The sequence below is a fragment of the Paenibacillus sp. GCM10023250 genome (assembly GCF_042653205.1).
Taxonomy (GTDB): domain Bacteria; phylum Bacillota; class Bacilli; order Paenibacillales; family Paenibacillaceae; genus Paenibacillus_Z.
In genome coordinates this window covers 338,675-359,433 of record NZ_JBHSHY010000001.1, presented here as the reverse complement: position 1 = coordinate 359,433, position 20,759 = coordinate 338,675, and the positions used below count along the sequence as shown (strand labels likewise).

General features: G+C 49.3%; 21 protein-coding genes. 18 read left to right on the top strand and 3 right to left on the bottom strand.

The annotated features are described in order from the left end of the window. Positions 1-699 precede the first annotated feature (699 nt). Positions 700-999 (bottom strand): MFS transporter, encoded by a 300-nt coding sequence (locus ACFPB1_RS01665; RefSeq protein WP_379221679.1) that lies wholly within the window; start codon positions 997-999, stop codon positions 700-702. Between the two features lie 608 nt (positions 1,000-1,607). Here ACFPB1_RS01665 and ACFPB1_RS01660 point away from each other — a divergent pair. From ACFPB1_RS01660 to ACFPB1_RS01630, 7 genes are all read left to right on the top strand, one after another. Next, positions 1,608-2,045 (top strand): carboxymuconolactone decarboxylase family protein, encoded by a 438-nt coding sequence (locus tag ACFPB1_RS01660; protein ID WP_379221180.1) that lies wholly within the window; start codon positions 1,608-1,610, stop codon positions 2,043-2,045. A gap of 17 nt (positions 2,046-2,062) precedes the next feature. Then, positions 2,063-2,698 (top strand): FMN-dependent NADH-azoreductase, encoded by a 636-nt coding sequence (locus ACFPB1_RS01655; RefSeq protein ID WP_379221178.1) that lies wholly within the window; start codon positions 2,063-2,065, stop codon positions 2,696-2,698. 42 nt (positions 2,699-2,740) lie between these two features. Continuing rightward, on the top strand, positions 2,741-3,658 hold the full coding sequence (locus ACFPB1_RS01650; protein ID WP_379221176.1) for a DMT family transporter: 918 nt from the start codon (positions 2,741-2,743) through the stop codon (positions 3,656-3,658). A 117-nt stretch (positions 3,659-3,775) separates the two neighbouring features. Further along, entirely contained in the window at positions 3,776-4,237 is a 462-nt protein-coding gene (locus tag ACFPB1_RS01645; RefSeq protein ID WP_379221174.1) for a carboxymuconolactone decarboxylase family protein, read from the top strand. A gap of 435 nt (positions 4,238-4,672) precedes the next feature. Then, a complete protein-coding gene (locus ACFPB1_RS01640; RefSeq protein ID WP_379221172.1) occupies positions 4,673-5,179 on the top strand; it encodes a MerR family transcriptional regulator in 507 nt (168 codons plus the stop codon). 13 nt (positions 5,180-5,192) lie between these two features. Next, on the top strand, positions 5,193-5,678 hold the full coding sequence (locus ACFPB1_RS01635; RefSeq protein ID WP_379221170.1) for an SRPBCC family protein: 486 nt from the start codon (positions 5,193-5,195) through the stop codon (positions 5,676-5,678). A gap of 21 nt (positions 5,679-5,699) precedes the next feature. Beyond that, positions 5,700-6,065, top strand: a complete 366-nt coding sequence (locus ACFPB1_RS01630; RefSeq protein WP_379221168.1) for an SRPBCC domain-containing protein — start codon at positions 5,700-5,702, stop codon at positions 6,063-6,065. 390 nt (positions 6,066-6,455) lie between these two features. On the opposite strand, the gene ACFPB1_RS01625 is transcribed toward ACFPB1_RS01630, so the two are convergent. Next, the gene (locus tag ACFPB1_RS01625) at positions 6,456-7,040 is read right to left on the bottom strand and encodes a TetR/AcrR family transcriptional regulator (protein WP_379221166.1); all 585 of its coding nucleotides are present in this window, start codon (positions 7,038-7,040) and stop codon (positions 6,456-6,458) included. Positions 7,041-7,238: 198 nt separating this feature from the next. Here ACFPB1_RS01625 and ACFPB1_RS01620 point away from each other — a divergent pair, with 198 nt between their 5' ends. From ACFPB1_RS01620 to ACFPB1_RS01570, 11 genes are all read left to right on the top strand, one after another. Beyond that, positions 7,239-7,958 (top strand): DsbA family oxidoreductase, encoded by a 720-nt coding sequence (locus tag ACFPB1_RS01620; protein ID WP_379221164.1) that lies wholly within the window; start codon positions 7,239-7,241, stop codon positions 7,956-7,958. A gap of 98 nt (positions 7,959-8,056) precedes the next feature. Beyond that, a complete protein-coding gene (locus tag ACFPB1_RS01615; protein WP_379221162.1) occupies positions 8,057-8,698 on the top strand; it encodes a nitroreductase family protein in 642 nt (213 codons plus the stop codon). Positions 8,699-9,013: 315 nt separating this feature from the next. Next, the gene (locus ACFPB1_RS01610) at positions 9,014-10,414 is read left to right on the top strand and encodes an ABC transporter substrate-binding protein (RefSeq protein ID WP_379221159.1); all 1,401 of its coding nucleotides are present in this window, start codon (positions 9,014-9,016) and stop codon (positions 10,412-10,414) included. Next, on the top strand, positions 10,407-11,288 hold the full coding sequence (locus ACFPB1_RS01605; protein WP_379221157.1) for a carbohydrate ABC transporter permease: 882 nt from the start codon (positions 10,407-10,409) through the stop codon (positions 11,286-11,288). Before ACFPB1_RS01610 ends, ACFPB1_RS01605 begins: the two co-directional genes overlap by 8 nt. Before the next feature lie 13 nt (positions 11,289-11,301). Continuing rightward, positions 11,302-12,180 carry a carbohydrate ABC transporter permease gene (locus tag ACFPB1_RS01600; RefSeq protein ID WP_379221676.1) on the top strand — a complete coding sequence of 293 codons (879 nt, stop codon included), beginning with the start codon at positions 11,302-11,304 and terminating at the stop codon, positions 12,178-12,180. Positions 12,181-12,201: 21 nt separating this feature from the next. Beyond that, the gene (locus ACFPB1_RS01595; RefSeq protein ID WP_379221154.1) at positions 12,202-13,329 is read left to right on the top strand and encodes an efflux RND transporter periplasmic adaptor subunit; all 1,128 of its coding nucleotides are present in this window, start codon (positions 12,202-12,204) and stop codon (positions 13,327-13,329) included. Positions 13,330-13,405: 76 nt separating this feature from the next. Beyond that, positions 13,406-14,095, top strand: coding sequence for a response regulator transcription factor (locus ACFPB1_RS01590; RefSeq protein ID WP_379221152.1), 690 nt, complete (start codon positions 13,406-13,408; stop codon positions 14,093-14,095). Next, positions 14,092-15,915, top strand: a complete 1,824-nt coding sequence (locus tag ACFPB1_RS01585) for a sensor histidine kinase (protein WP_379221150.1) — start codon at positions 14,092-14,094, stop codon at positions 15,913-15,915. Before ACFPB1_RS01590 ends, ACFPB1_RS01585 begins: the two co-directional genes overlap by 4 nt. A gap of 283 nt (positions 15,916-16,198) precedes the next feature. Continuing rightward, a complete protein-coding gene (locus ACFPB1_RS01580; RefSeq protein WP_379221148.1) occupies positions 16,199-17,650 on the top strand; it encodes a spore germination protein in 1,452 nt (483 codons plus the stop codon). Further along, positions 17,643-18,749, top strand: coding sequence for a Ger(x)C family spore germination protein (locus tag ACFPB1_RS01575; protein ID WP_379221146.1), 1,107 nt, complete (start codon positions 17,643-17,645; stop codon positions 18,747-18,749). The genes ACFPB1_RS01580 and ACFPB1_RS01575 overlap by 8 nt, the downstream gene beginning before the upstream one ends. A gap of 18 nt (positions 18,750-18,767) precedes the next feature. After that, a complete protein-coding gene (locus ACFPB1_RS01570) occupies positions 18,768-19,874 on the top strand; it encodes a GerAB/ArcD/ProY family transporter (RefSeq protein WP_379221143.1) in 1,107 nt (368 codons plus the stop codon). Positions 19,875-20,295: 421 nt separating this feature from the next. Here ACFPB1_RS01570 and ACFPB1_RS01565 read toward each other — a convergent pair whose 3' ends face one another. Continuing rightward, complete coding sequence (locus ACFPB1_RS01565; protein ID WP_379221141.1) at positions 20,296-20,532, bottom strand: transposase; 237 nt, start codon at positions 20,530-20,532, stop codon at positions 20,296-20,298. Positions 20,533-20,759: the final 227 nt, after the last annotated feature.

Genomic DNA, 20,759 nt, shown 5'->3' with positions numbered 1-20,759 from the left:
ATAAACGACCTGCGGCGGTTATCTCGAAGTGAATAATAACGGTTTCATTCCAGTATTTGAAAAAGAAAGCTACTCCGAGGAACGGAACCTGCTTTTTCAGGAAAAGACTTCTGACATAAAATCAGACAAGATAGAATACAAAGGAAACATTTCGTAGGCTGATGCTCATTGTAAGTTGCTGTGGCAAGCGGTCTATGAAATGATCGATAATTTCACGCATTAGTTTCCCCAATAGTATGTCTAGCCAAGAACCTGTCTAGGATCTCTGCCATTGGTGTGTCTTCCAATGGTCCTTTTAGCTCGTTTCTAACCAGTAGCAATGCAGCTGCGGGAGGCATATCGATCGTCCGAAGCGCTTCGATCAGGGTATTCTCTTCGTCACTGAGTCGTATTATATAATGTAACTCTATCGGTTTAGGTGTTTTCATGGTTTCACTCTCTTTCGGGAGAGGTGTGTCTCTCCAAGTAAAAAAGGCGTTATTAATACTCCTGAAAATAATCATGTCATTCAACCGGGCGGACCATGAAGCTCTTCCTCCTGTGTTAGTACGGCCCACGCCGATACCTACTTGACCGCGATGAACGCGTCTCCTGCGATGATGGCTCGGTCGCATTCGCGGGACGTTCGCGATCACGGCCCGCATTATTCGAGATCCTCCGGTAACCGCTCCATTCCCTTAACCGCTCCTTTTGTGTCGATTATGCCTTGCGTGGCGAATGGGCGTTCCCCTTCCTTGTCAGCGGCTTATCCGTGGGCGAGGACGTCGATCTCGGCTTAATGGTGAACAGCGCCGGAACCGAGCAGACGAGGGCGCAAGCCGCCAAGCCTGACACGAGTCCGCCGGCCGCCACGATGGAAAGCCCGATGTTGATAATTCGTTTACGTCCGAAGCGGTCGGACAGATAGCCGGCGACCGGAATGCAGAAGATCGAAACGGCGGCGTAGACCGTGATGATTAGGCTGGTCTGCAGCCCGGAAATCTTCAATTCCCGCTGCAGCAGCGGGAGGACTTTTATTTCTGCCTCCTTGCCGCTCGATTCATTGTCTACAGCAAGAAGCGGATTTAATGTAACTCTCTTTTATAAGGATTATCCGTCACCCAAGCAAAATTCGCGCTGACAAGCCGATTCCGAGTAGGGGTAAAGCCGGCAGGAGACTGCAAAGGTGGCTGACCAAACCCAAATTACAACAAAGAGGAATTAATCAACAAGATCGAGGTCGACCAACCTGATACCGCGGCGACTGTAAAGTATTTAATCGATTCATAAACATATGCACAGAAGATAGAGAGGTGCTTTGATAAACGAACGGGGATCGTGAATATGTGCTAAAACTGTGCTCCACCATTCCAAGAATCAATGAAAAGCCTTAGCTCCGACATTACAACGGGCTAAGGCTTTAGTAGTTTAATGACTATGGTAAAACGTAGTTGCCATTAGCAAAAAAGTCGTGAGTACATTGGCGAGCCTTCGTAAATATCCCGCTAAAATGACGATTAATTACGAGTTGACAACCCTGAAGGGAAGAGTTATATTGTAGACGAAGTTAATCGACGATAGATGTTGTCGACGTTAATTTCTATATTTCTACTCTAGGAGGAGTTACTATGCAAGTCAGATTCAACTATATCGAAGCAAGTCCAGGTGCTTTTCAAACGATGTTGAAAATGGAAGGATTCAATAAAACGTTGGACGCAAAGTTGTATGAGTTGATTAAGATCAGAGCTTCTCAAATCAACGGTTGCGCATTTTGCATCAACATGCATACGAAAGAAGCGCGGAAGATGGGAGAGACCGAGCAGCGCATTTATTTACTTAATGCTTGGCGCGAAGCCCCTTTTTATACAGATAAAGAACGCGCGGTACTGGAGCTTACAGAAGCGGTTACTCGCATCTCCGAGCAAGGTGTGCCGCAAGACATCTACGATAACGTCCGTGCACATGTCGACGATGCAGAATTCGTAGCGATCATTATGGCAATCAATACCATTAATTCGTGGAATCGGCTCGCTATTTCGACAGGCATGTTTCCAGAACAAGACTAAGTTAAGGAGAAACAGCGATGACAACCGTTCTGTATGTAACCGCGCATCCCTTTGATAAAACGGCTTCCCGCAGCTTGACGGTGGGAGATGCGTTCCTGGAGGCCTATCGGAAAGCTAATCCAGAGCATACCGTGACGCACGTGGATCTGTATCACTTAGATATACCGCAATTGGATGCCGAGGTGCTGACGGCTTGGAACCAACTGAAGAGCAGCCGTCCCTTCGAAAAATTGAACCAGGAATCTCAACGCAAAGTCGGGCGATTGAACGAATTGGTCGAGCAGTTTCTGGCTGCGGATAAAGTTGTCATCGTTAACCCGGTTTGGAACTTCCTATTCCCGCCCGTTCTGAAAGCTTATATCGATGCAATCTGCATTCCTGGGAAAACGGTAAAATACGGACCTGAAGGCATTACAGGCTTAGCATCCGACAAGAAGCTGCTTCATATTCAGTCTTCCGGCAGCGTGCTGTCTGAAGGACGGTGGGCGAGCTTCGAATTCAGCCACCGTTACTTGGCGGCAATCTTCAACTATATGGGGCTGAACGCCATCGATTTTATTTATGTCGAGGGCACGGGCGGAGCGCCGGAACAAGCCGCTTCCAATCAAAAGCAGTCGATCCGGCAAGCGCTCGCGCTAGCCGAGCGCTTCTGACCTCATGTACAGCATACAGCTTGAAGTTCCGGCCGAAGCTTTATGAAATCAAGTTTCTTAATCTTGGCGGGAGCCTGCAGTTATGGACTATTGTCCACGTTCGTTAAAAACGCGTTCGCGTCGGGTTTGCATGTCGGCGATGTCGTTGGGAGCCAGGCGTTATTCGGTGTTATGATTCTCTGGCTATTGGTGGCCGTATTCGTCAAATCCGCGAAACCATCAGAACCAAGGCGAACGTTGAATGTATCCGTTCGTCAGGCAATTAAGCTGATGGCAGTAGGAACTACAACGGGGATGACCAGCATGTTTTATTATGCGGCGCTGCAATACATTTCTGCGTCATTCGCCATCATTTTGTTGTTTCAATTTACGTGGATCGGCATCGTGTTCGAAGCGGTGGCCGAACGCAAACTGCCCGGCAAAGCCAAACTCTATTCGCTTGTCCTCCTGGTTGCAGGGATTCTAATGGCAAGCGGATACGTTGGCCGTGGGCATGGATCGGTATCTTTATCCTGGAACGGGTTGGTCTTGGGCCTGTTGTCGGCCATAACGTACGCGCTCTTCATCTGGTTCAGCGGCAGAACGGCTACGCAAGTCGCCCCGATCACGCGAAGCGCATTCATGCTGACCGGCTCGTTTCTGCTAATCATGTTAGTGTTTCCGCCTCATTTTCTGATTAACGGCGCGTTGCAGCATTCGCTGCTGGCGTGGGGGCTTCTGCTTGCGTTGTTCGGGACCGTTATCCCACCGTTGTGTTATGCCTCCGGCGTACCGCGAATTGGAGGCGGTCTCGCGACAATCCTCAGCGCTGCTGAACTGCCTACAGCCGTTATGATGTCGTATCTGGCGCTAAACGAGTCCGTAACCGCGATGCAATGGGGAGGTGTCATCATCACGATAGCCGGCATCGCACTGCCCGAGATGATAAAACGCGGATGGACGCGAACGGAAAACGGGTAATCGATGCTGGAAATGTTCGCATGAAGCGATATACAACAGGAAATACTCTGTTCGTAATGAAGAAGGCCCGTATGTTTCACATTTTAGCATCAACAAACCAAAGGGGAGACTCGAGTCATGGAAATGAGATTGAATTATATGAAAGCACAACCGGAATCGCTGCAGACATTGCTCAAATTGGAAGGGTACGTGAAGAAGAGCGGCATTGATCAGCACCTGTGGGAATTGATCAAGATTCGCGCCTCGCAGATCAACGGCTGCGCTTATTGCCTGGATATGCATACGAAGGATGCACGCGCGATGGGGGAAACAGAGCAACGCTTGTATCTGCTAAACGCTTGGCGCGAAGCGCCGTTCTATACCAATGCAGAGAGAGCCGCGCTGGCACTGACAGAAGCGGTGACGCAAATTTCGGTAGGCGGCGTGCCGACTGCCTTGTACGAGCAGGTCCGCGAGCATTTTGACGAAGCCCAGTTCGTTGATTTGATTATGGCCATCAACGCCATCAACTGTTGGAATCGCATGGCGATATCGACAGCGATGGTACCTGGAGACTATCAGCCCGCCGTACACAAATAACCGTTGAAGGACGCTCCTCATGTACGCATACATGGGGAGTTCTCATGATCGAGACGGAGGAAACATATAGCCCATAAAGGACAACCAGAAGTCTTCGTCTGGTTGTCCTTATTTATTTAAAACCTTGACGGATACCGAAAAAATCGATTTTATAAAATTTTTGAGTTGAAAAATCGTCAGCTTTTAAAAAATAAGTTTTAGACTGACCCTTATATTGCAAACAACAGTAGCTAGGAACGACAAAATAAAGTCATAGACTGCCGCTGTCATTGAGACGTCGTTATCGTTTGCGGAACTTTTGAATGTTAGTTACTTCTGCAAGGTTCTTTTTAGTTTGAAAAAAAGATTGAACAAATCGCTTGCACCTTACGTAACGTAAGGTTTTATAATGAGGATACCGGCAATCGAGCTAGCGACATAGAACGGAGATGATCAATGAAACGATATTTGAAGGTCGGGGATCTGGCCAAGCTAACGGGGCTAACGGTGCGCACGTTGCGCTTCTACGACCAGATTGGGCTGCTCTCGCCGTCGGCTGCCACGGAATCGGGACACCGGCTCTACGACGACGAGGATTTATCGCGACTCTTTCGAATTGTATCGCTGAAGGAGTTAGGCCTGTCGCTCGACGAAGTGAAGGTGGCGCTGACGGGCCGCGGAATTGACCCGCTCGAGGTCGTCGGCCTGCAGATCGAGCGAGTGCAAGAGCAAATTCGGAGGCAGCAGAAGTTATTGGATCAACTGAGGCACGTGTCTAAGCTGATGAAAGAACAGGAGCAGGTAACGGTAGACGATTTCACCACGTTGCTACAAGCGATGAAGAACGACTACGAGAAGCCGATCCTGAATCGTCAACAAAGTTGGGAGCAACGTTTTGGCCTGCTGGGGATGTTCTTAGCGGGTGGGGATGAGAAAACAAACAATAAAAAAGAAGAAATCTAGGAGGATTAAGATCATGAAAGAAAAATTTGTGAACCATGGAACATTCGTAATTGAAAAAACGTATCCGGCATCCAGGGAACAGGTGTACGAAGCAATGGCTGACGCCGAAGCCAAAGCACGCTGGTTCACGAAACCGGAAGTGTTCGAATTCCGGGTAGGCGGACGGGAATTTAGCAGCGGCGAAGCGCCGGACGGCGGATTGTTCACGTTCGACGCGACTTACCAGGAGATCGTTCCGCTCGAGCGGATTGTTTATACGTACGTGATGGACTTTAACAGCGTGCGATTCTCGGTGTCCATTACTACGATTGAACTTGCAGACGCGGATGGCGGCACGAGGCTGACCTTCACGGAGCAAGGTACCTTCTTCGATGGGCTCGATGCAGTGGAGAATCGGGAATACGGGTCGAGGGAGCTGCTAGAGCTGCTGGGCAATTCGCTTGCTCAGAGTAGAGAATCCGTTGTGGCGGAGGACGATGCCGAACTGGCTCCCGGTTAATAGGAGTTTGTCCATACGCGGTTGTACGACTCCCCAAGGGAAGAGGGTTACCGGGCTTGGGCGGAACCGGAGCTTCTGGCGCAGTGGCGGGGGCTTAACGGCTTCACGAGCACCTTCCGCGAAATCGACTTCCGGGAAGGCGGCTTCTGGCGCTTTACCTTTCACGGACCGGACGGCAAGGATTATCCGAACGAGAACAAGTTCATCGAGATCGAGTCGGGGAAGCGTATCGTACTGGAACATCAAGGCGCTCCTGAGTTCCGGTTGACGGCGACATTTACCGATAACGCTGGTCGGACGCGTGTTGCATTCCGTCAACAGTTCCCAACAGAACCAAGCCCGCATTGCCACTGTCTGACGCTTACGACGATTTTGTTGAAGATGTGAACCGATTCTTTCAATGGCTCTCAACGGATAAGGGTATCAGTGTGGAGGATGTGGCAAGGAAGATATATGAGGCGGCAACAGATGGCAAGAACCAACTTCGTTCATTCCGGGTATTGTCGAACCTCTGGTCGAGGCATGACAAACCATGGGCAGTCAGGAATTTGTGGAAATGATGCGGTCAAGGCTGAAGCAATAAGCCAGGGACCAAATATAAACTTTCTCAGCAAGTAAGAACCAGATCAAGCAACAGCTGCGAATTGATTTCTAAATTACATGACCTCGTCTTAACACGTGTTAACGTGGTCAAAGTATAACGATGTTTTTTGACTCTTTATGGCTTCATTCGATCGTAGCGAATGAAGCTTTTTTATTCTCCTCAGTAGCCTTCTTTCAAGTCGGGTGGGAGCTTCGTCGGACTAGGGCATAATTTTTTTCATAGATGTCCCCTAATTGTTGCGCCATCATTTGAGGAGAAAGGGGCATGTTATTTTTAATCCACCATTCCACGACTCCGACAAAAGCAGATGCCATGTATTGAACGACAACCACGTTGTTATCCTCTTGCTTCATTTCTTCGATCTTCAACCGCGCGGTTATTCCTTTTTTCACCATTAGAATCAACTGTTCCTGAAAACAAGTAATGCCTTTATTGGTTAACATGGAGGAATAAAATGAAAAGTGTTCTTCAAAATATTGAAACAATGGCAATGGAGAATTAATAAGATCAAGGCTAGCCTCGCCAGGCTCCGATAAAATGCAAAAATTTAACATATTGGCCAGATGATCCTTTATACATTTATCGAGCAGATCGTATTTGTCCGTATAGTGTAGATAAAGCGTTCCTCTGTTTAGATTAGCTTTTTCCGCGATGTCGTTGATCGTAATGTTCTCGAAACTTTTCTCGGACATCAACTCAATCAGGGCTTTATTGATCGCTTCCCTAGTCTTGATTATTCTTCTATCTACTTTAGTCATGATGTGCGTTCACCGTCCTTATTATGATGATGTTGAACAGACTTCAATGTTGTGTTGATTAGTTAACAAGATCGAATTTATTAGCGATTGAGGTTTTGCGTGAACGTTCTATAATGATAATCAATAGATGTCAATTAATCAACTCCTGTTGACTATCTATTATAGCTATGCAAATAAGGAGAAAGAGGCGAAGAGAACATGAAAATTGAGGTCTGGTCCGATGTCATGTGTCCATTGTGTTATATTGGAAAAACGAATTTGGATACAGCCCTTGAACGGTTCGAGCATAAGGATAACGTAGAAATCGTCTATAGACCATTTCAGCTATTCCCTAATGCTCCGAGCAATACCGGCCAAGATTATTATGCCTGGACGGCCGAAATACATGGCGGCGGAATGTCCATCGATTCCGTGAGGGAAGGAAATAAACCAGTGGTCAAAATGGCGAAGGATATTGGTCTCGACTATAATCTTGATACATTGGTTCCATCGAATACGTCGGATGCTCTTCGCGTGGCCGTTTATGCGCAAGAACAAGGCAAAGCTGGAGAGTGGATGGATCGGGTTTATAAAGCCTATTTTACGGATTCGCTGGATATCGGCGATCACGAAACGCTTGCTAGGCTTGCGGGCGAGAGTAGTCTTGATGCAAAAGAAGTTCTTGATATGCTATCCAGCGATAAGTATAAGGATACGGTAAAGAATGAGCGGCAATATGGGTCCCAGCTAGGGATCACAGGTACACCGTTCTATGTCATCAATGATAAGTACGCGGTATCCGGGGCAAGGACGAGCAGTGCGTTTTTGGATATGTTAGAACAAGTGTGGAGAGAAGAACATCCTTTGCAGATGATTGCCCCTGTTTCGGATGGCGATTCTGAGGGCGGTCTCTGCGGTGACGGAGTTTGTAAGATTTAACTTGAATCGTGGAACAGAAATATGATTACAGGATTTTGCGTTCAGCAGGTTCAAAGCGACTTCGCAATGGACAATTCATCAAGGGGAGGCATAACCAAATGAACGTATTAAAGGAAATAGATTTTTTCACCGTCATTCGTGAACGCCACGCGGTACGCAAATACGATCCGAACGTCAAGATCTCCCGGCAGGAACTAAGCGAGATGCTTTCGGAGGCGGTTCTCGCCCCATCGACAGCGAATGTGCAGCCATGGAGGTTTCTTGTTATTAGCGATCGGGAACTGAAGGAGAAACTGCTCCCGGTTGCGTTTAACCAAGAGCAGACGGCAACCTCTGCCGCGATGATCGTTGTTCTGGCGGATCTCGAGGCCTATAAAGAAGTTGATAAAGTTTATAGTCAAGCGGTCGAGGCTGGATATATGACGGCTGAGATTAAAAGTACGCTCGTGGCAAACCTGGGCAAGTATTATGAGAATTTAAGCCCAGGTGATATTAAAAGCTCATTCTTAATTGATACCTCGCTTGCCGCTATGCAGTTTATGCTTGTTGCCAAAGCTCACGGCTACGACACGGTACCAATGGGTGGATATGACGCTCAGAAACTTAAAGAAGCGTTCGCTATTCCGGACCGGTACACTGACGTTATGCTGATTGCGGTCGGCAAGGCGCTCGAACCTGCGCACCAGACTGTGCGTCTTCCGGTGGAGGACGTTGCCTTCTGGAACGGGTTTGGCGAGTAAACGCCGGGAGTGGCTGCGCCTTTTGCGCTTCATGCTATGCTTATATGCGTTGAATTAGCTTACCCTCCCTACGCGAAATGATGAGTCATCCGCTCAGGCGGAGCGAAAATGACGGTTCCCGGGTACTCGTGCTCCGGGAACCGTCACTTTCCAGGGGCGTGAAGAATGAGGGAAAGAAAAGGAGCGCTCGCCGCCGGCGATGGTTGGGCAGCCTGCTCCAATCTTCATTTCGTCTTGATGTCCGCTTCATTCCTTCTTGATCCGTCTCGATTAAACTGGCCGTAATACCCGGTTTACCAGAGAGGATGAAGATCGTTGAAAAAAGGCAGCCTGATCATTGTATGGATCGTACTCGCGCTTCTAGCCGCCGCTTGCAGCAAGGGCGGCTCGACGCCGAATTCCTCGCCGAGCACAGGGAGCGCGGCGAATTTCCCTCAATCGGGCACGAGCGGCCCGTCAAAGAACGATTCGACCGCCGCCCCTTCGCCGATGTCCGCCCCCGATCCCGATAAAAAAAGCACCATCGTTTTCTCCATGTACAGCTACGACCCGTACTATGAGGACGCGAAAAAGGCCTACGAGAAGGCTCATCCGAACATCACCATCGATCTGAATTATGTAACGAAGGAGTTCGATCCATCCGGATTGCTGGTGGAAAAATTCAGGACGAAGACGGCGGCCGAATTCCTGAGCGGCAAAGGGGCCGATATGATTGTGATGGACGATTTGCCGGCCGACAGCTTCATCGGCAAGCATCTGCTGGCCAACCTGAGCGAAATGATGGACGGCGACACCTCCTTCCAAAAGGAAAAGTATTTCGAGAACATTATCGACAACATGAAAGAGAGCGACGGCAGCATATATGCAATGCCGCTGTCCTTCTATGTGTCCGCGCTGCTGGCGGATCAAAACGACCTGGAACGTTCCGGCGTGAAAATTGAGGACGGCAATTGGACCTGGGATCAATTTGCAGCGGCCGCCAAGCGGTTGCCGATGACGGGCAGATACAAATACGCGTACGCCGAGAAGCAGGAAAGCAACTTTTTGTATGCGCTGGTAACCTCGGCGTACTCCCAATTCGTAGATCGGGTCAACCGGAAAGCCTACTTCGATTCCGACCGGTTTACCGGAATGCTGAATCTAATCAAGCAATTGGAAAAGGACAAGGCCATTACCTTCGATTTTAGCAATTACGGGCATGTCTACTTCATGCAGACGGATATTTATTCCTTCCGCGATTTTATGGACAGGGTTGCTGAGAGCAAGTTCGAAAATCCGGCGCTCTATGAGGCTCCCAAAGCCGAAGGGCAGCAGGGCGGCGGGTATTTTTCTCCAATCGCCAACATCACCATCAACGCGAATTCCTCGGTCAAGCCGGAAGCGTGGGATTTCCTCAAATTCTTGATGTCCGGGGGAGCAGGCAATTCGAATCAGGGACAGGACGGGAGTCTTTCCGTGTACAATACCTTCCCGATATCCAAGACCGTGTTCGCGGCTCAGCAGGCTGAATATGTGCAGGAGGGCAAAGCCGATCAGGAGGAACTCCGCATATTAACGGACTTTATTTCCAAAGTAAGCAACCGGAAATCGACGCTCCCCTACGAGATCGAGATTCTCATATGGAACGAATCGCCGGCCTTTTTCAGCGGACAGAAGTCGGCGAGGGCTGTAGCCGGCATCATTCAGAATAAAGCGACGACCTACCTCAATGAATAGGTTTCAGCTTCCCCCATGGCTAAGAAAAGACGGAGCGGCCGCCGTCCTGTTTCTGGCTCCTAGTATATCGGGCTTCTCGCTGTTCTATATGGTCCCGTTTGCCATGAGCGTCTATTATTCGTTTACCGGCAAGGTGCATGGCGGTTCGTTCGTCGGGTTCGCTAATTACAGGGAGCTGTTGTCCGGCAGCTCCTTCCGTCAAGCGGCCTTCAATTCAATGCTCTTCACCGGCATCGGCGTTCCCATTCTCATTGCGTTGTCGCTGATACTGGCGCTTATCCTCAATCGGCAGATGTGGTTGAAAAACGGGCTGCAGACCGCCTTTGTTTTGCCGTTGGTCGTCCCGGTTGCTTCCATCGTCATGATTTGGAAAATCTTCATCGATTGGAACGGCGCCTTGAACGCGCTGCTGCACAGCGTCGGACTCCCGCGAGTCGACTGGCTGAACTCGAATGGGTCCATGACTGTATTGATTGCCATCTACATCTGGAAGAATCTAGGCTATAATATGATTTTGTTTCTTGCCGGTCTCCAGTCGATTCCGCAAAGCTACTACGAAACGGCCCGGATCGAAGGGGCGGGCAGACTCCGTCAGCTGCTGGGCGTCACGATCGTTTACCTGATCCCGACGATTGTATTTGTCATTCTGATTTCAATCGTCAACTCGTTCAAGGTTTTTCGGGAAACGTACATGCTTGCCGGGGATTATCCGTACGACCGCATCTATATGATGCAGCATTACATGAATAATATGTTTTTCTCGCTGGACGTTCAAAAGCTGACAGCCGCGGCTGCGCTCATGGTCGGTTTTATTGTCATCCTGGCAACCGGCTTGTTGACGGTTGAACGGCGGTTTCAAGAAAATTTGGAGTAACCGTGGAGGACATATGCAGACGATTCGAACGCTTCCCAAAATCGCGCTGTTTGCCGCAGTAGCGGTGGCCGCGGGAATCATGCTCATTCCGATTGCGCTTACGATCACCAATTCCCTCATGACCGAAAGCGAATTCGTCTTTAATTACGGACTGCTTGGCAAAATGACGGATGCCGCATCGAGGCAAGGCGAATCCTTCGTCAATTTGAAGCTGATTCCGGATTGGGTGAGCTTCGCCCAATACTGGAAGCTGTTGATTTCAATGCCAAGGTTTCTACAGATGTTCTGGAATTCGGCGCTGCTCGTCGCGCCGATCGTCGCGGGACAGACGGCGGTGGCTTCGCTCGCGGCATATGCATTTGCCAAACTTCGATTCAAGGGACGCGAAGCGCTGTTCCTGGTCTATCTGATGACGATGCTGATGCCCTTTCAGGTTACGCTTGTTCCCAACTATATCATCATCGATCGGCTGAATTTGTTTAATACGCCTTCAGCGATTATCTTACCGGGGATATTCGGCGCATTCGGCGTATTTATGATTCGTCAATACATGATTCATATTCCAGGCGCGTACACGGAGGCCACCAAGATGGACGGTGCGGGGCATGCCGTCATTTTCGCCCGGATTATTCTTCCGCTGGTCAAGCCTGGTCTGGCCGCACTGTCCGTCCTGCTGTTCGTCGATTATTGGAATATGGTCGAGCAGCCGCTCATCTTTCTCGAGGATCCGTTCAAGCAACCGCTGTCCCTTTATTTGCTCCAGATTCATCAACAAGAACCGGAGGTTGTGTTTGCCGCATCGGTTCTGTACATGTGCCCGGCCGTACTGCTGTTTCTGTATGCCGAAACTTACCTGATCGAAGGGATTCAGCATTCGGGAATCAAAGGGTAGCTCAATTTCGGGAGTGATGATATGATACCGTCTGTCCAAACCGACCCTTCCGCAAGCCGGAAGCGAATCATTCGATGGATTGCCGGCCTGCTGTTCGGTTCGCTCATCGTGCTTACTTTATTCAGCAATACGCTGTATTCGCTGACACTGCCTAAGGTTACGGTCGAACGGCCAAGCGCCGGCTCGTTGAATCCCGAATTTAAAGGGAGTGCCACTTTGGCATACGTTTCAGAGCTGGATTTATCGAATCCGGAGGGCGGCAAGGTCCAGCAGGTGCTGGTCAAGGAAGGGGAGGAGGTGAAGAAGGGGCAGCCTCTTATCCTATATAGGAACGATGATACGGTGGATCAGCTCGATTCGGAACGGGATACGCTGACAAAGCTGCAGCTGCCGATCGAAAGTTTGCAGCGCGCCTATATTGAAGCCGCTAACGCTGCGGACCCGGCTGCGCAGAGCGCCGCCCGAACCGCCTTGGAAAGCGCAAAGACGGATATGGCCGCGCAGGAGAGGCGGATTCAAAGATTGGAAAGCCGGCTTGCGGAGCAGCGCGAACTGAAGGCCCCTTTCGATGGAGTTATAGAGTCCGTTCACGCGGTTGAAGGGATGCCCTCAGGCTCGGGAGAGGCGGATGTTCGGATTGCCGATATGGAGAAGGGGCTGCAATTCGAATTGCAGGTTCCCGTCTATATGGCTTCGGTGCTGAATATCGGCAATCCTTTGGAAGTCGTCGCCGAAGACAAGATCGTCCGTTCCGTGCAGGGAACATTAATGGAAATCGGCGAGTTTGATTCCGAAGCCGCTCATCCCGATCAAGCAGATGCGGAGACGGTTCGACTTCACGTCGGCCTGCATGACAAAACGCTTCGGGCAGGCGATCGGGTCGAGCTCAAGCTCGAGCTGCAAGGGAACGAAGACGCATTGATCATCTCCAGCGAGGCGGTTCATAAAGACCGGGACGGAGCCTATGTATTTGTTATTGACGATAGAAAGGGACCTCTCGGAAATGCCCGTTACGCCAGAAAAGTATCCGTCACCATATCCGCCGTGTATGACTCGAGTACGGCGGTTGTCGACAGTCTGTCCGAAGACGAATCTGTCATTCGGGAGAGCAGCGAGCCGCTTAGCGACGGCACTCAGGTTCGCTATTAACCGGGCAGCGTTTCCATATTGTACGTTAGTTTGTTAGGATGAACTGAAAAACAGGGTCATCAGTTAGGGGCTGCGTATGGACGCCAGGACGATTTTGGTTGTCGAGGATGAACCGATTCTGAGGGAGATCATCAAGGATTATTTTCAGAATGAAGCGTATGAGGTGCTTGAGGCCGCGGACGGCGAGCAGGCGCTGCAGCGGATGGGCAGCGGGAATGCGGATCTGATCATACTGGATATCATGCTTCCAAAGCTGGACGGATGGTCCGTATGCCGGCGTATCCGCAAATCATCCGACGTTCCCATTATCATGCTGACCGCACGCGTGGACGAAGACGATACGCTGCTCGGCTTCGAGCTTGGCGCCGACGATTACGTCACGAAGCCGTATAGTCCGGCGGTTCTGCTCGCCAGAGCCAAGCGGCTTCTCGACAGCCGTTCGCGCCGAAGCAACTCGTCCGAGACCGGCGATACGTTAACCCGTCACGGCATCCGCATTCATTTTCCATCGCGCACGGTGGAGAACGACGGGGCCGCCGTCAGTCTCACGCATACGGAATTCGAGATCTTAAGCTGTCTGATGCGGAATCAGGGGATAGTGGTCACCAGAGAACAGATGATCAATGAAATCTGGGGCTACGAATATGCGGGCGACGACCGTACGATCAACACGCATATCCGGAATTTAAGAATAAAACTGGGCGATAAAGCGAAGCTCATCACAACCATCGTCCGAACCGGCTACAGATTCGAGAACCACTTATGAGGAGTCGTCTCGTACTGAAGCTGTTCCTGCTGACCTCTGCGCTGTGTTCGCTCATTCTTGCGTCCGTTTACGTCGGGCAAACGATATTTTTCAAAACCTATTACGTCAGCCAGAAAGTGAAGGACATCGAGAAGAGCCTCGAAGGCTACAAAGAACAATACGAAGGCGGCAGCAGCGATACGGACGACATGCAATCGAACGGTCAGGAGTTTTACCGGGATCACAATGCCTGGCTGGTTTACCTGGACCAAGACGGAAATCTCATCCAAGCCGACGGCTATTACCTTCAGATAATGGGCATTGATGTCAATAATCGGAGCATTTCCTACAAAGTACCGCTGTATCATATGGTGAAGCCGGACGAGGCGAACGCGTTCAAGCAATTTCTAAAGGATCAACAGTCTTTTTGGATATATGGCATTGCAAAAGGCCTGACTTTGATTCCGGCGGCAATTACAACCGGGAATCGTGGCGATGGAGCTCAAGCCGCGACGTTTGCGAATCTTCTATTGAAACGAAAAATGGAGGAGCATGTTTCGGGGCGGCTTCAGAAATCGCCGGAATTCAGCGGCAGCAAGGCAGAATTATATGATCCGTTCACCTATATGTATGGGAAAATCGTAAAGGCGCAAGTGTCGGAGCTCGACGACGCTTCAGGCTTGATCCATGCCAATCCGTTACTTCTCGATCGGATTAACGCATTTCAGACGGATCTGCTTCTGAACGACACCGGTGCGAGCACGCGGCTTGAGACGCAAGATTACGAGCAAGCCAACGTCCATTACAAGCTGTTTGTCAAGCCTTTGCGCAAAGCGGACGGCTCTAGCGGATATTTATTTGCTATGGCCTCTCTCCAGCCGGTGAATGAAGCGGTAGAGATGGTTCAGAATTACTATGTCTATATGATTGCATTCGTTATGCTCCTCGTCCTGCTTGCTTCCTTGTACTACGCGATCGGCTTAACGAGGCCGCTGCTGCGGATCAACCGGATGACAAAGAAGCTGGCCGCCTTAGACTTTTCGGAATCGATCCCCGTCACATCGAAGGACGAAATCGGCGACTTGTCCGGAAATATAAACAAATTGTCACAGACGCTGCATTCTCATATTCGGCAGCTTCAGTCGGATATTGAGAAGGAGAGACGGCTGGAGAATACACGCAAAGAATTTATATCCGGCGTGTCGCATGAGCTCAAGACGCCCCTTAGCGTAATGAAGAGCTGTCTCTCGATTCTGAAGGATGGCGTGGCGATAAACAAAAAGGAATACTATTTTACGGCGATGGAAAAAGAAGTGGATAAGATGGATGCGCTCATCGTCGGAATGCTGGAGCTTGCCAAGTACGAGTCAGGTACTTATCGAATGGAGATGGAGACATTCCGCGTCGACGCCGTAATCGAAGAGGTGTGTCACCTGTTCGAGGAGGAAATCGAGGGAAAAAGGCAGAGTCTGCGACTTCAGCTGGCCGCCGTCAAGGCTGCGGGCAACCGGCTTCGCATCGAGCAGGTGGTGACCAACTTTGTTGCAAATGCCATTCGGTATACGCCTGAAGGCGAGACCATCAACGTGACCGCAGGCGAAGAAACGGGCCGGATCGCCGTCCGCGTCGAAAATACCGGTGTGCGAATTCCCGTGGAGCAGTTGGATAAAGTATGGGACCGCTTCTATCGCGGAGACGCTTCACGCGAACGATCGCAAGGAGGGTCGGGGTTGGGACTCGCGATTTCGAAAAATATTCTGGAGCTGCACGAGGCGGAATACGGGGCGGCCAATATGCCAAACGGCGTAGTCTTTTACTTTTATTTGAACAAAGCAGATTAACAGATGCTCTGCCGTCTGTCGTTAAGACATCTGTACAAAATAGCCCTCAAGCCGGTATAGATATCTGCTGGGTGAACAGGGAGTCGCAAATAAGCCCGCCGGAAATTCGGAGCACCTACATGATCACAAGCTTAGTCGAATTATTCGATATCTGCCTTCCCTTAAAGTAAGCATGATTAATCTTTGGGCCCGTCGATTGGAGACGGGCTGTTTTGGCGCATACATTTTTCCATATTGGACATAATATCGTTACATTTCGCGTTAAGAAAAGGAAATTCGGGCGATGTTCAATAACGAAATTTTCAAGCAGGCGATTAAGTCCGTCGACTTTCTTCAATTTCGCCCTGTTGATGAGAGTAAACCTCTTCAAATCAGCTATTATCGCTGCCTGGTAGACACGGAGAAAGTCAATCAGTACCTGCTTCCCGGGATACAAGAAAATATCGATAGTCTGAGGCGGTTAAGCGATATCAAAGGGCTCATCCCCTTCGAGGATGTGACGGTGATTGCCGACACGGCAGAAGTCGTGGGTAAGCTGACGAAGGGTTATGTCATCATTCAGTTCGAGGGCGACGACCTGCATTATCTCTTGGTGGATGTTAATCATGCTTCCATGGGTCATCGTAAGAGCAATGAAACCGAGAATGAATTTAGCGTGATTGGCCCAAAGGTAGGCTTTGTCGAGAACATCGAGGTGAACATTCATTTATTGCGCCAGCAAATTAATACGCCTGCATTGATCCTTGAACAAATAACCGTTGGTTCCTTGTCCAACACTAAAGTGCTGATTGCCTATATCGATGGAGTCACGAATTCCCGGCACATTGAAACGATGCGTCAGCGTCTTCAGGCCATTAATTTCGATGTAGTGTTCGACAGCTCACAGCTGACGCAGATTATTACGGATCATACCAATACGCCTTTCCCGCTTCTCGTAACGACGGAAAGAGTCGATCGTGTCATCTTTTCCATTCTTTCGGGTCAGGTGGCTGTGTTGTCGGAGGGTTCGCCTTACGCGGTAACAGCACCTTCGACGCTGTTGGACTTTTTTATATCCGCCGAGGATTATTATCTTCCCTGGATACTGGCATCTTTCTTCCGTGTTATCCGTATTGTGGGTGTATTATTCTCGATTATTGCGTCTCCTCTTTATGTTTCGGTTCTCACTTATCATTTTGAAGTCATACCTGAGAGCTTGCTCCAACCGCTCATTTACTCGCGTATCCATGTCCCGTTTCCACCTGTAATTGAGGTAATTTTTTTGGAAGTTACGATAGAGCTTTTACGGGAAGCTGGCGCCCGGTTGCCTTCGAAAATCGGGCAGACTTTGGGCATCGTAGGCGGAATTGTTATCGGTCAAGCATCTGTTCAAGCTGCGTTCACAAGCAATATTTTACTCATCATTGTTGCTCTGTCGGCGCTGGCTTCTTTCACCACGCCGATCTTTAACATGGCGAACACCATCCGCCTCCTGCGGTTCCCTTTTATCCTGCTTGCGGCGCTTTGGGGCGGTTTGGGAATTGCCGTCGGCTGCATGTTACTCTTAGGGCACTTATTGAGGCTGAAATCGTTAGGGACGCCTTATCTGGCTCCTTTGTTTCCTTTTCGGAAGGGTCATTTTGCAGATAGCTTGGTTCGGTTATCCTACCGGCACACCTCAAATCGCAAAGGGTTTCTAAAGCCTCTTTCCAAGAAGCGGTACACGCCTGATAAGGAGAATCTTGAGCATGACTAACATCAATAGGTGGAGACACTGGATACCTTGTGCGGTGACGCTTGTTCTGGTCATTCTGGTCCTGACTGGCTGCAGCAGCCAGCGGATCGTGGATCATAATTATATTCTTACAGTACTTGGACTGGACAAGAGCGACACCGGTTACAAGGAAACAGGACTTTATTCTGATTATAACCTTGGAGGGAGAACGATGCTCCTGCAGGGAAAGGCTGCGAAACCATCGCTCTTGATGGATGAGCTGAACAATCAATCCTCACTACCCGTCATGATTACCAAGCTGAAGCTGCTAATTATTAACAAGCAGCTGGCTGAAGAAGGATTGGCCCCTTTTATTGAATCCATATGCAGAGACCCCCTGATCAGCCACTACCTGATTGTTGCGGTTTCAGACGGCTCGACTTCAACCATGCTGCAGAGCTTGAAGGATGTAAAAAGCGAAAGCCTGCCGTATCATACGGTCGAGCAAAATATACATTCAGGGCAAATCCCCGATTCCAATTTGCACAATTTATTGTATGACTATTACGGAGAGGGGAGAGACCCGTCGGTCCCGTATTTAAAGCTAAATCCAAATGGGAAAATTGAAATAACCGGCCATGCCATTTTGAAGGACGACCGATTGAAATTGACGATACAGCGGGAAGAAATCTTGCTGTACAAGATACTTCAGGGCCACCTTGTACGAGGCAATGTGCCTTTTGCAATTACGAAGGGGCAGAACGAAGGAACGGCCGTGTTCAACAGTCTGAGCGGCAAGAAATCCAGAATGCTGTCCAAATCTTCATTGGGCTCTAAGATTACCTACAATCTTACATTGAATGGGATGGTTAAGGATTATCCGAAATGGATAAAATTAAAAAAATCCGGGGATGTCGAGTTATTGACGCTGCAATTGGAGAAGCAGCTGCGGAGCAAGCTCTTAGCGCTGCTCGATAAATTCGTGCAAAACAAAGTGGACCCTCTCGGAATCGGGGATTTTGTTAGAGCGCATCATCGCAAGGATTGGCAGGAACAGCGATTTTACGAGGTTGAATATCCAAGCCTTGTATTTGACGTTCATGTGAAGATTCATCTCATCAAATCCGGCATTGTAGAATAGCAGTCAGCGGGGGTATCCGTGAGTAAACAAGTGAGTGATAACCTGGCCGTTTCTTCCTTTTATCTATGGTTCCTCCTTCATGGGACGCAAACGGGTATCGCCATGTTGAATTTTCCTGGCAAAATCATCCTTGGCGCCGAACGGGATGCATGGGTGTCGATATTGATTACGGGTGCAAGTATTCATTTGATTGTATGGATGATTTTTTATGTGCTGAACCATTCGGAGAATGGGGACATCATTTCGCTGCACCGGCAGTTATTTGGGAAGTGGCTTGGAAATGTCCTGACTTTGGGATTCTATGGGTACACGCTCTTGTTTATATCGACGGAAATCCGTTCTTACGTAGAAGTCCTGCATGTGTGGGTGTTTCAATGGTCGCCTTCCTGGGAGCTGACGATAATCATTCTGCTTACGTCCATCTATATCGTAGCCGGAGGATTCCGAGTCATCACCGGTATTTGCTTCTGGTGCGTGATTATCCCATCCATAATGTTGATCACGCTATATTTCCCCTTGAAATATGCCCATTGGATGAATTTCCTGCCTTTATTGACGCATGATGCTGCCGACTATACTAAGTCCGCTCCCCGTGCAGTGCCTTTAGTTCTAGGCGCTGAATTTTTGCTGCTCTACTATCCTTATATTAAGAATAATAAGAAAGCGCAGAAATGGGCGCATCTTGCGGCATCACATACAACCGCGCTCTATCTGTTTTTTGCCTGCGTGGTGTTTACTTATTTCAATATTGAAGAGCTGAAGCATACGATATGGCCTACGCTGATTATATCGAAAATTATTCGCATTCCGTTCTTTGAACGATTCGATTACCTGTATGTGTTTAACTGGTTTCCGATTATTTTGCCCCGGATCTGCGTCGCCTTGTGGGGAGGTACGCAAATCCTGCGAAAAACAGTCAATCTTAAAGCAAGACCTGCGCTATGGTTAACCAGCATCCTTTTATTCGTTGTAGTCGCCCAACTGAAAGGGTCAATGACGATAGACCGATTCGATGCTCTACTGTCCGTATCCGGAACGATTTTGCTGTACGGGTATATTCCATTGCTGGTGATATGGGTCAGCATTATTCGCATGTTCAAGACGGAAAGAATCGGTAACGAGTGAAACGTTAGGATAACCGGCCTCCACCCACCGGATAGGCGTAACGAATGATAGGGCATCGACCCGTCGAGATGGCCTCAGAACGAACGGTTGCCTTCGTTGTGCGAACGGCAGGTTAGCTGAATCTATTTTCATAAATTGAAATATAGTGGTATAAGGATTATTCTGTAAGTCAAGGAGGGGATGTTACTGTTCGGATGAAGCGAAAAGGGCATGCGTAAATAAAGGTGAGCTATGCGTCATCCACGTCTCCCGATACTCCGTGCATCCTTTCATCCTGCGAATACATGAGCTGGTGAGGTCCGAGCGGTCTTTAAGCTGCATGCGGGAACACGCGAGTTGAATCGTAGTTCTCGCTGCTTTTTGCTAAGCTGACTAACAAACGCACTACTTTACTACGTAACTTCATGATGGATTTCATATTCTACAGCTTCTTGTTTTCCGCATTGTAACGGTGCAAAGCCCGGATTCCCGAATTTGTCATGACCATACACATCGTCATGAGATAGAGGAAATGGCGCAGGCGTAGCCGCCCCCGTTTGCTAAGCACCTTCTTTCCTCGCCACTTCCCGGAACTGGCCTCAGCTAGGTTCAATCCGGCATGCCGCAGCAGCGCATTTCCGTGCGAATAACCACTTAGATCACCGGCCTCACCAAGCACATTAGTAGTTAGACTCGTTGCACTAAGACCTTGTATTTCTAGTAACTTTTACGCATGGAATGCGCTCAGGAATGAGATGAAGCTCGCGCTCAATCTGTTCAAGTTGGCGTTGAGCCAGGTCATATTCTTCCAACAATTGTGCAAGAACGGCTACGATTCTCGGACGCTTCGGCGATGATTTTCCGTTATTGTTATCCGGCTTGGTACTTGTATCGGTCCCGCCCGTC

Coding starts and splice junctions, on each gene's coding strand:
- ACFPB1_RS01660 (WP_379221180.1), top strand. CDS start 1,608: ATGCAAGTCAGATTCAACTATATCGAAGCAAGTCCAGGTGCTTTTCAA.
- ACFPB1_RS01655 (WP_379221178.1), top strand. CDS start 2,063: ATGACAACCGTTCTGTATGTAACCGCGCATCCCTTTGATAAAACGGCT.
- ACFPB1_RS01650 (WP_379221176.1), top strand. CDS start 2,741: ATGAAATCAAGTTTCTTAATCTTGGCGGGAGCCTGCAGTTATGGACTA.
- ACFPB1_RS01645 (WP_379221174.1), top strand. CDS start 3,776: ATGGAAATGAGATTGAATTATATGAAAGCACAACCGGAATCGCTGCAG.
- ACFPB1_RS01640 (WP_379221172.1), top strand. CDS start 4,673: ATGAAACGATATTTGAAGGTCGGGGATCTGGCCAAGCTAACGGGGCTA.
- ACFPB1_RS01635 (WP_379221170.1), top strand. CDS start 5,193: ATGAAAGAAAAATTTGTGAACCATGGAACATTCGTAATTGAAAAAACG.
- ACFPB1_RS01625 (WP_379221166.1), bottom strand. CDS start 7,040: ATGACTAAAGTAGATAGAAGAATAATCAAGACTAGGGAAGCGATCAAT.
- ACFPB1_RS01620 (WP_379221164.1), top strand. CDS start 7,239: ATGAAAATTGAGGTCTGGTCCGATGTCATGTGTCCATTGTGTTATATT.
- ACFPB1_RS01615 (WP_379221162.1), top strand. CDS start 8,057: ATGAACGTATTAAAGGAAATAGATTTTTTCACCGTCATTCGTGAACGC.
- ACFPB1_RS01605 (WP_379221157.1), top strand. CDS start 10,407: ATGAATAGGTTTCAGCTTCCCCCATGGCTAAGAAAAGACGGAGCGGCC.
- ACFPB1_RS01600 (WP_379221676.1), top strand. CDS start 11,302: ATGCAGACGATTCGAACGCTTCCCAAAATCGCGCTGTTTGCCGCAGTA.
- ACFPB1_RS01595 (WP_379221154.1), top strand. CDS start 12,202: ATGATACCGTCTGTCCAAACCGACCCTTCCGCAAGCCGGAAGCGAATC.
- ACFPB1_RS01590 (WP_379221152.1), top strand. CDS start 13,406: ATGGACGCCAGGACGATTTTGGTTGTCGAGGATGAACCGATTCTGAGG.
- ACFPB1_RS01585 (WP_379221150.1), top strand. CDS start 14,092: ATGAGGAGTCGTCTCGTACTGAAGCTGTTCCTGCTGACCTCTGCGCTG.
- ACFPB1_RS01580 (WP_379221148.1), top strand. CDS start 16,199: ATGTTCAATAACGAAATTTTCAAGCAGGCGATTAAGTCCGTCGACTTT.
- ACFPB1_RS01575 (WP_379221146.1), top strand. CDS start 17,643: ATGACTAACATCAATAGGTGGAGACACTGGATACCTTGTGCGGTGACG.